The sequence below is a fragment of the Hyella patelloides LEGE 07179 genome (assembly GCF_900659865.1).
GTDB lineage: Bacteria > Cyanobacteriota > Cyanobacteriia > Cyanobacteriales > Xenococcaceae > Hyella > Hyella patelloides.
The window spans coordinates 1-9,835 of sequence record NZ_LR214032.1 but is presented as its reverse complement, the minus strand read 5'-3'; the positions used below and the strand labels follow the sequence as shown (position 1 = coordinate 9,835).

Annotated in this window: 6 protein-coding genes; 1 reads left to right on the top strand and 5 read right to left on the bottom strand. The window is 36.6% G+C overall.

Annotated elements, in window-relative coordinates:
• Positions 1–112 precede the first annotated feature (112 nt).
• The 3 genes from H1P_RS27235 to aroB all read right to left on the bottom strand — a co-directional run bounded on the left by H1P_RS27235 (position 113) and on the right by aroB (position 3,151).
• On the bottom strand, positions 113–580 hold the full coding sequence (locus H1P_RS27235) for a hypothetical protein (protein WP_144873647.1): 468 nt from the start codon (positions 578–580) through the stop codon (positions 113–115).
• A gap of 205 nt (positions 581–785) precedes the next feature.
• Positions 786–1,877: an NAD(P)/FAD-dependent oxidoreductase gene (locus H1P_RS27230; RefSeq protein WP_144873644.1), complete on the bottom strand. Its 1,092-nt coding sequence runs from the start codon at positions 1,875–1,877 to the stop codon at positions 786–788.
• Positions 1,878–2,050: 173 nt separating this feature from the next.
• Positions 2,051–3,151, bottom strand: coding sequence for a 3-dehydroquinate synthase (gene aroB, locus H1P_RS27225; protein WP_144873641.1), 1,101 nt, complete (start codon positions 3,149–3,151; stop codon positions 2,051–2,053).
• Between the two features lie 622 nt (positions 3,152–3,773).
• Between aroB and H1P_RS27220 the strand changes: the two genes are divergently transcribed.
• Positions 3,774–5,453: a coiled-coil domain-containing protein gene (locus tag H1P_RS27220; protein ID WP_144873638.1), complete on the top strand. Its 1,680-nt coding sequence runs from the start codon at positions 3,774–3,776 to the stop codon at positions 5,451–5,453.
• Positions 5,454–5,891: 438 nt separating this feature from the next.
• On the opposite strand, the gene H1P_RS27215 is transcribed toward H1P_RS27220, so the two are convergent.
• Positions 5,892–6,428, bottom strand: a complete 537-nt coding sequence (locus H1P_RS27215) for a PFE-CTERM domain-containing protein (protein WP_144873635.1) — start codon at positions 6,426–6,428, stop codon at positions 5,892–5,894.
• Between the two features lie 88 nt (positions 6,429–6,516).
• Positions 6,517–9,417 (bottom strand): S8 family serine peptidase, encoded by a 2,901-nt coding sequence (locus H1P_RS27210; RefSeq protein ID WP_144873632.1) that lies wholly within the window; start codon positions 9,415–9,417, stop codon positions 6,517–6,519.
• Positions 9,418–9,835: the final 418 nt, after the last annotated feature.

Sequence of the window (9,835 nt, the reverse complement as noted above, 5' to 3'; positions counted from 1 at the left end):
TTTGACTGCATTTGACAATTTGTACTTTTTCTTAACTTGTCACTAATGATCATTAACTATTACCTTCAATTAACCAAGGTGTATTTCAAATAGCTATAGAAAGATTAATTAATTAAGGGCAAAACTCTTGTTGAAAAGCTTTTGTATTTTCACCTCGCCAACAAAGAAATGCTCTTTTTGACTCCTGTATTAACCAAATTCCTTCACGATTTCGTTTAAAAGTAAGCTGTACCCATTCTCCTCTAACAGAATCATTCTTATAACCATCCTGTATCACTGTGACGATCATCGTATCGGGGTATTCTGACGTATTTTCTTGAGGTATCTTTCGGGTAATTTGACCAAATCTGCCAAAACTTGCGCCATTAAGATATTTCATGGCAAGAAATAAAGGTTTTGCTTGCCAAGTATCCACATCAGCACCAGATAATTCAGATATTAGTTGAGAATTAAACTCTCGAACATCATCGATGCGATAGGATTCCACAGGTAATTGTGTGGGTGATTGAGCATTTGCTTTTGATATGGGGATAACAGAAAAAATACCGAATATCAGTAAATGTAAAAATTTGGTGTTCATTGAAAAACGATTAAACTTTACTTTATAAACGAGAGTGAAAAAAACGAATATTTTTAAAACTATCGATTTCTGTCACATTATAGTAGTCTTATTTCACTCAAAAAAGTAGATTATTTACCAAGAAAATATACATCGAGGCAGGAAACAGGAACAAAGGAGCAGAAATTCTCTAATATCATTGAGGATTGCCATACAGGAGACATTGTTATTCAATCTTTAAGAGATTTTTGATTTCTCTGGCTGTACCAGGAGCGAGCAATATCCCATTACGATAATGTGCAGTAGCAAGCAAAACATTGTCATAATCAGAGAGTTTGCCAATAACGGGAGCTGCTTGTCCGTAGGGACGGGGACGTTTTCCTTGCCAACTATCAAGAATAGTAGCATTAGCTATTGTAGGACAAAATGCGATCGCTTGTTGGTGAACTTCTTCTAATAATTCTGCTTTTGCAACGACATTACAATCATCATCGGGAAACTCTACTGTTGCACCAAGCCAATATTGCTGATTCCCTAGCGGTACGATATGAACATCATCACCTGTAACAATGGGTTGAAAAGTATTTAAACCAATATTTTGCTCTAACTGAAATTTTATTGCTTGTCCTAATACAGGGCGAATATCTAGCTTGTCATGTAAGAATGCAGTTAAAGGAGTTGAACCTAAGCCCGCAGCAATAATTAAGTAGTCAATATCTAAGTTTCCTTTTGTGGTTGTAATTCGATCTAGCTGTTGATGTTTTGCTCCTTCTCCTATTTGGTTAAGACTGACACCAAACTGAAATTCAACCCCATTAAGTGTTGCTGCTTTGACTAAGGCTTTGGTAAGTATCTGGGGATTTATTTGGCTGTCTTGGGGAGAATAAACTGCACCAATAAGATTAGTATCGTTAATTTCGGGACATTTTTGTTTTAAGGAACTTTTATCCCAAATTTCTAAGTTCCAGCCTTGTTTAGCGCGAGTTTGCTGGAGTTTTTGCCATTTTTCTATTTTGTCTTCTGTAAATAATAATTTTACTATTCCGTCACGGTTAACAGGGATAGCAATCTTTGTTTGTGCTTCTAGCTCAGAAATCAAACTGGGGTAGCGTTTTAAACTGGCTTCTCTTAACTTCCAAGCTCTTCCTTTTGTTTTACCGCTAATTGCGCCCATTAGTATTCCTAAAGCTGCACCCGTAGCTCCATGAGCAAAGGTATTTTTTTCAATTACGGTAATCTCTAATTCTGGAATTAAGCTTAGTTCATAAGCAATAGTCGCACCAACAACACCACAGCCAATAATTGCAATTTTGCTCATTAATAAAGTCAAGGATGAAGGATGAGGGATGTCTATCACGGATACCGCTTCCCTAAAGGACTTCCTTCGGGGCGCGCATAAGGGATGAAGTAGCAAGTCAAAATTCAAAATTCAAAAGTAGCAACCAGCAACCAGCAACCAGCTACTAGCTACGAACAACTAACTACTAATATTTAACTATTTCCTATTAGCTGTAAAACTGATTCTTTAACAACATCAGAAGATACTTTATCAGTAATTTTTACTGCGCCTATTTTTTTAGGTAGGATAAAATGGACTTTACCTGATTTTACTTTTTTATCACTTTTAATAGCTTCTAAAACATCTTTTACTTTTACCTTGGCAGATACTGTTGTTGGTAATCCTGCTTTAGCAATTAACTTATTTTGTCGGTTTGCTGCTGCTTCTTTCCACGATCCCATCTGAATGGCAATTTCTCCTGCTGCTATCATACCTAATGCTACAGCTTCACCATGAACATATTCTTGATAGTCAGTTAAACTTTCAATAGCATGACCGATAGTATGACCATAATTTAAAATAGCTCTTAAACCTGCTTCTTTTTCGTCTTGACTGACAACATCTGCTTTAGCTTGACAAGAACGGGCTAAAATTGTGTTTAATAATTCAGGCTCGATACTCTCGAAACTATCAATATGCTCTGCTTGTTCTAACTCAGAAAATAATTCTGCATCCCAAATTACACCATATTTAATTACTTCTGCCATTCCTGCGCGAAACTCTCTTTCAGGAAGAGTTTGTAAAACATCAGGATCGATCGATACTAATTTAGGTTGATAAAAAGCACCAATCAAGTTTTTTCCTTGGGGATGGTTAACCCCTGTTTTTCCTCCTACAGAAGCATCTACCATAGCCAGTAAGGAAGTAGGTACTTGCACAAAGTTAACACCCCGCAACCAAGTCGCAGCAGCAAATCCTGTCATGTCACCAATTACTCCTCCTCCTAAAGCAACTAGAGTAGAAGAACGTTCTAAATGATTGGCTAAAGCAGTATCGTATATTTTCTCTATAGATTGAAGATGCTTGTGAACTTCTCCTGCGGGAATTAGATGTTGATAAATTTCAAAGCCAACTTCTTCTAGAGATTGCAAACAAGTGTCACCATAGTAGCCAAAAACTTCAGGATTAGAAACAACCAAGACTTTTTCGCCCAATTTTAGCTGTTTCATTTTTGCTCCCAGTTGCGACAAGCTACCAGATGAGATCGCAATTTCGTAAGAGTTTTGAGGTAAGCTAACGGTAATATTGGACATATAGAAATACTAGGAGATACGGTTAGTGACTATTAATTCTATCGCGGTCGTTGCTCAAGAATAAGAATAATTACCAAAAATAAAACTTTTGCCTGAGAAGAAGTTTTTTTAACCTATACTGATGTGTTACGGTAACTTGATGGACAGATGCAAGTTCGATACTCTAAAGAGACGAACTACTATTTACTGGGAATTAAATAGATGACTAAGAGAAAAGGTGTAAATAACTTGAGAAGCATTAAAAAGCAAATTTGATTGTTTGCTCTATTTTTTTCTCGCGCTTTATCTCAATTATTACTGCTCAGTTAAAAAACGAAGTTGCCTTCATCAGACTCAGTGGTGTATTTATTTAACCACCAAGTTACTAGATATTGTGTATTCTACTGTATTTTACACCTAAATTATTAATTACCTGTATTTTTTAAAGGGCATAATTACAGTTTGGTTTTTGATTTTCCCACTTTTTTTGAAATTAGGAAAAATTTAGTAGCTAACTATATTACCTACGCATATTTACAAAAGCAAACAACCGTTTTTTATCATAAGTATTAAAGCAGCAATTAAAAGTCTATTTTTCCTTTCATAGTACAGATTTTAAGTTGACAATTTGGAGATTGATTTCATGGCAAGAAAAAAAAGAAAAATTCCAGCAAAACCCACTATTCTTGACAAAAAGCAAGTTGGTGTTTCTTTGACTGTTGATGCAGTGGATAGTCTCAATGCAATAGTAGAAAAAACTGGTCTTTCTAAGTCTAAACTGATAGAAGGATTAGTTACAGGAGAAATAGCGATCGCTTCTAGTTTAGCTGATCGAACTATTGCTATTGAAGCAGAAAATATTGATTTATTTTCAGGAAATGCTGTTCCTACAGAAAGCACAACTGCAACCAAAGCAGCTACTACCGAAACAGCAGATAGTAATGAATTAAATGAAGAAATAAAAAAATTAGAAACACAATTAGAAGAGCAAATTAGTAACTATAAAGCTCTAGAGAAAAAATCTTCTAGTACGATTCAAGATTTAGAAATGCAGCTTAAAGAACAGGTTGCTAAGACAAAAGAAGATCGAGAAAATCAAGCTGATTCTTTAAATACAAAATTAACCGAACAAGAAACCATAGTTACTGAGTTACAAAAGCAAGTAGCTGACTATCAACAACAAGAAAAATCTTGGCAAGAAAAGCTTGATACAGCTAATCAAGAACTTGATAGCAAGAATAAAAAATATCAAGACTTACAAAAATCTTTTACTGATACAGAAAAAGAATCGGCAAAAATCAAAGATCGGCTACAACAAAAAATCGAAGCCAATGATTCTCTACAAAAGGATATTGCCGATTATGAATCTCAACTTGAAACTATTGCTACAGAAAAAAACGCTCTCGAACAACAATTAAATGCTCAACAGCAATCGGTTAAAAATGCCCAAGAAGAATTGTCTCAAGCAACTGCAAAAAGCCAATCATTAGAAGAACAACTAACAGCGAAAACTAGAGAGTTTGAAAACTTAGAACAAGAACTATCAGTCAAGAATAATTCAGTTCGATCATTAGAAGAACAACTAACAGCGAAAACTAGAGAGTTTGAAAACTTAGAACAAGAACTATCAGTCAAGAATAATTCAGTTCGATCATTAGAAGAACAACTAACAGCTAAAGACAATAAAATTGATACTCTCGAACAACAAGTAGCAGATAAAGAGAGCTTACAACAGCAATTAGAAAACCAACAAACCCAAATCATACAACTAGAAGAAGCCAACAAAAACTTACAAAAATCAAATAGCGATCGCCAAAAACAAATTACTAACCTAGAACAACAATTAAACAACAAACAAACAGAGTTAACTCAACAAAAATCTAGTATCAACCAACTAGAACAAACTATTAATGACAAAGAACAACAATTATCTCAACAACGAACACAAACTGAGCGTTTACAGCAACAGGTTACAGAGTCAGAAAAACAAAATAATAACTTACAACAACAACTAAAGCAAACACAAACCAAACTAGAGCAAGAATTAGCTAACAGCCAAAAACTTCAACAACAAACTACTCAACTTCAAGAACAGTTATCAGAACAACAATCTAATGCTGTATCTTTGCAACAACAAATAAAAGAACAAGAAAACTCTGTTACTACATTACAATTTCAAATAGAAGAACAAAAATCTTTAGTTGCCAAACAGGGGAAAAATAGCAAGAATAAAACCACAATCATTATTGCTCTGACTTTATTCTCTATTGCTTTATCGATAATTTTTGGAATACTAACAAAAAACAATTTTGCGGTAATGTAATTAGTTATTAGTTGTTAGCACTATAGATGTAACCGCCGAGCTAGAGTTTTGCATTCAAAGGTTTGGTGGTTTTTTGTCTGTTGTTGAAAATTAATCAACCCCATCCAGTTTTCAAACTGGACAAGGTTTATCTAACTTGTGATGCATCATTTGTTTTTACCCTAAAAGTCGATCTCCTTCAAGAATTGACATATCATATTAAACCTTAGAGAATGCGATCAGACTAGACAAATATCATTAAATACCTAAATAGATAACTAATTCCAATTCTCCTGCTGGAAAAGACTTGGCATTGTTTCTGAACTCAAGCAAGTTGTTGTTAAGAATTATCAAACCCTCTCGGGGCATGGCTTTAATGTCATGAACTCTTAAAATGAGAATTGCTAGTTTTTTCTACATCAGATCTTTGGAATCTATCAAGAGCCTGTACTGATTTAGCTACTGCTTTAGGCGTTCGGCAACAGTATTTTTTAAAAAACGCCAGCCGAAGAAACCAGTAGCAATAGCAATTCCCAAACCTGGGGAAAATTCAAAGGGAACTGAAGTACTATTATTAGTTACTGCACCAGAGAAACTATCACTAGCAAATAGTTTGTATTCCACATTATCTAATGAACCAGTAGCATTGATTTGAATGACATTTGACAAGGTTACTGGTCCAGATTCAGATTCGCTATCACTAACTTCAAAAAGAGCGTTGGCATTAATAGTACTGAATCCACCTCCTATAGTAGAAAGCTCAAAAGGGGAATTAACAGGAGTCGTAGCACTAGTTATGCCTTGCACATTAGTCAACAATAGTACGTTACCAGATGAGAGAGATTCCCCTGCATCTAGAGTGATACTGGAATTGTAATTATCATTGGAAACACTATCAAAGGAAATGCTTACCGCTTGCGCATTGGACTGATTTGATAGTATTCCTGCAATAGCAAGACAAGATAATGTGAAAAAGTTACGAATTAGATGTTTCATGGTTACAATCCTTAATTATTAGAAAAGATAATCGGCAAAGATGAAGTAAATCGAGGTAAATCAATGAAAGTCAGCAAGACTGAAAATATTAGGGAGTATCTAAATTTGTAAAATCACTACTATCAATAACGCTAGTAATACCAATTAAAGTAGCTAACGTATCGCCGTTAGAGTCTAAGGTAATAATTGTATTTCCGCTATTGGTGCTAATAGTTACATCGTTAGAACTTAAGCTGTCAAATACACCTAATCGATCCAAGCCATCTTCAAAGTCATAAATAGTATCATTGGCACTGTCAGTACTGAGAACAAAGACATCGCTTCCACTACCGCCAACAAAACTATCTTGCGCGCCATCTGTTCCCACGATTGGGTCTCCAGAGGGATCGTAAGTACCCCCAGATAAAGTATCGTTACCATCGCCACCATCTAGATAGTCAGTATCTAAACCACCAATTAAGAGATCGTCTCCTTCGTGAGCGCAAATTAGGTCTCGACCATCTCCACCATAAGCATTGTCATTACCAGAACCAGAATCAATAAAGTCTTCTCCTGCATCGCCAGGAATCGTATCGTTCCCATTAGTGCCAGCTAGATTATCATTACCAGTCGTACCTGTAACAGTTCCACTTAGAGTTCCCGCAACAGAAATGTTGTCAAAAGCCAATCCATCTGTCCCATCAGATGCATTGATGGGAAAGTTATCATACTGTTGAAATTTGATTTGCACATCACTACCAAGAGTCAGACCATTGGTTGTAGCAGCATCGCTTAAATTAAAGCTATTGGTTCGATAAGTAGTACTGGTATTCCCTTCTCCGCTAGTCAAACTAATCAAACTATACCAAGTATTGCCGTCAACACTAAGGGCTACACCATCAGAATTTTCTGAGCCACTAAAGCTAGCAGACATAGGATTATCTTCGTCGCCAAATTCTTTTTGGTCGAAACTTAATTGCACATCGGTGTAACCAGTGGTGTCAACGTGCAGAATTACTTCATTCAGAGATAAATCATTTAAACCTCTTGAGCTATCTAAAGTTAAGTGGTTAGTGCCTTGAGGACTGTTTTCATCAGTAACTTGAATTCTACCTGCTTGATTAGTGTTAGTTTCATAAGCAGAAGGTAAGTCTCCATCTTCAAAGTCGTCAGTAAAATTGAGAGAAGCAGGGACAACATCGCCAAATATAGCATCATAGGCATTAACTAAACCAAAGCCAGTCAAATCATCAAAGCCTGCATTATAAATGTCTTCCGCCGTAGATTCTAAGCTGTCATAGACTTGGTCTGGTGTCCAAGTAGGATTGGCTTCTTTGATTAAAGCTGCTATTGCTGCTGCGTGGGGTGCTGCTGCGGAAGTGCCAAAAAAGTTAGGAAATCCGTTCCCATCTACATCGCTACCAAAAAAGGTAGTATCAGTACCGTCTATAGCAGCTATATCGGGAGTATTACGGATTTCTGGAGTAGCTTTTGGTGTGCCATCAGTTTCAAATAAAATAGTAGTTGGACCAAGGGAAGTAAAAGATTCTGGATTTTCCCGATCGAAATAAGGAACTGCTCCTACTGCCCTACCATTAATAGCAGCAGGATGAGCAAATATCGTGGAGCTATTGGTATCAAATTCTGTGGGGCTACCACTACCAAAGTTGATGTACTTGATGCGTTCGGGATTTGGCCCTGCAAAGTTAGCTATTACTACGTCAAATGTTAAAGTGCTACCCGTGGGGTTAGTGTAACTAAATAGCTCTGCTGGTTCATCGTTAGCAATGTTATCCAACGCCGAACCAGCAACAGCAAAATCATCGCTAGAATCAGTTGGAGTATTATTGTCATAAACTAGGAAAACATCCAAGTCTGTATCAACAGAGGCGAAAAAAGGATCGTCCCATTGCAAACTTATCTGAACTGTTTCACCACCTCCTAGAGACAATTGTTGGCGATTATCTACCACACCACTAGGATCGAAATCATAATAGCTTTGATAAGTTCGAGATATCGCAGTACTAAGAATACTATCGAGATCGATATCGCTTACAAAATTAATTGTCGTCGATTCATAGGAGCTATCCGCGCTATTACCAGCAGAAGAGAAATAGGCTACGCCATCATTGGTGACAACTTCGTCAACTGCTCGGGTAACTACGCCATCTTGGAAAAAAGGTGCTGCCAAATAGCCCACATCATCAATAATCACATCTGCACCAGCAGTAGCTAAAGCCCTAATATTGTCAGCAAAGCCAGCTTCCCCAGTAAATGCCGTTGCGAAAGCTAGATTTGCACCAGGAGCAAGGTCATGAATAAGCTGTGCTATAGCTCGACCTTCATCGCTACCACCAGAAGATAAATCTTCTATCACAACAACATCATTTGGTAAATCGCTATCAATAATGTCTTGAGCTTCACCACCCAAGTTGTCATAACTGTCGCTCAAAATACCAATAGTTATTCCCGTGCCATCATAATTGTCTGGCAATGCTGCACGAACACGATCTACTTCTTGAACAAAATCAGCTTGACTCGTTACCGAACCAGTATGAGTAATTGGCTGATATATAGGACGAACTGCCGATATTCCTTGACTTTCAAGAGATTCTAGCAGGGAAATTTTCTCAATGGGAATATATCCTTCTACAAAATTGTACTCAGAAGCATCACCCAGCAGTTCAAAACCCAATTCTTCTAGCTGGGGTAACAATTCCTCAATATTCTCACTCGCAACCCTAACTCCGACCTCTCTACCTCCCTCATTGAGAATTAGTAGATCGTTGCTACTTATAAAAATTGGAATGAATGCGTTAGGGTCTTCTGGGTTGTTATGGTCTTCAAATTCTGTCTCTAACTTGGCTAAATCGCTGCTAATAATGGATTTATCGTCTATTTCTAGCTGTAATGGAACTAAAGCATCATAAGTAAGAGATTGATTAGCTGTTTCAGACTGAAGTGAAACTAAATCATCAGAAATAATTAAGTTACTAGCTTTGATTGACATATCGATCCAATGTTAAAAATTTTCAAATATATAGCACTTCTTATTTAAGTGAGGTACATTTTCAGACCCTTATTCTTGAAGCTTGCGGTGTGATCCTGATGAGTGTTCCTTCTCTAAGGAACAGTTACCGTTATGGTTTATTGTTGATTGACGCATACCTGACAGCTCCAAGAATTGCTATACACAAAATAAACGCAAAATACTCAAGTAAAAATGCCCTTATCTGCTCAAATTTTATGTCTGTTTAAAAAAAACGTAAGCAGTACTAATACCGAAATAATTGCCAACTTTAAAAAAAAATAGTGATATTATGGATAGTACAAATTCTGAAACCCACATCCAGCAGACCCACAAAGGTGTTGTAAATAGCCAATTTTCTCTGCATTTATCATCTACGGTTTTCACAGTAGACGTGGTT

Excerpts from the sequence above, each read along its gene's own strand:
- H1P_RS27235 (WP_144873647.1), bottom strand. The coding sequence starts at position 580 with ATGAACACCAAATTTTTACATTTACTGATATTCGGTATTTTTTCTGTT.
- H1P_RS27215 (WP_144873635.1), bottom strand. The coding sequence starts at position 6,428 with ATGAAACATCTAATTCGTAACTTTTTCACATTATCTTGTCTTGCTATT.
- aroB (WP_144873641.1), bottom strand. The coding sequence starts at position 3,151 with ATGTCCAATATTACCGTTAGCTTACCTCAAAACTCTTACGAAATTGCG.
- H1P_RS27210 (WP_144873632.1), bottom strand. The coding sequence starts at position 9,417 with ATGTCAATCAAAGCTAGTAACTTAATTATTTCTGATGATTTAGTTTCA.
- H1P_RS27220 (WP_144873638.1), top strand. The coding sequence starts at position 3,774 with ATGGCAAGAAAAAAAAGAAAAATTCCAGCAAAACCCACTATTCTTGAC.
- H1P_RS27230 (WP_144873644.1), bottom strand. The coding sequence starts at position 1,877 with ATGAGCAAAATTGCAATTATTGGCTGTGGTGTTGTTGGTGCGACTATT.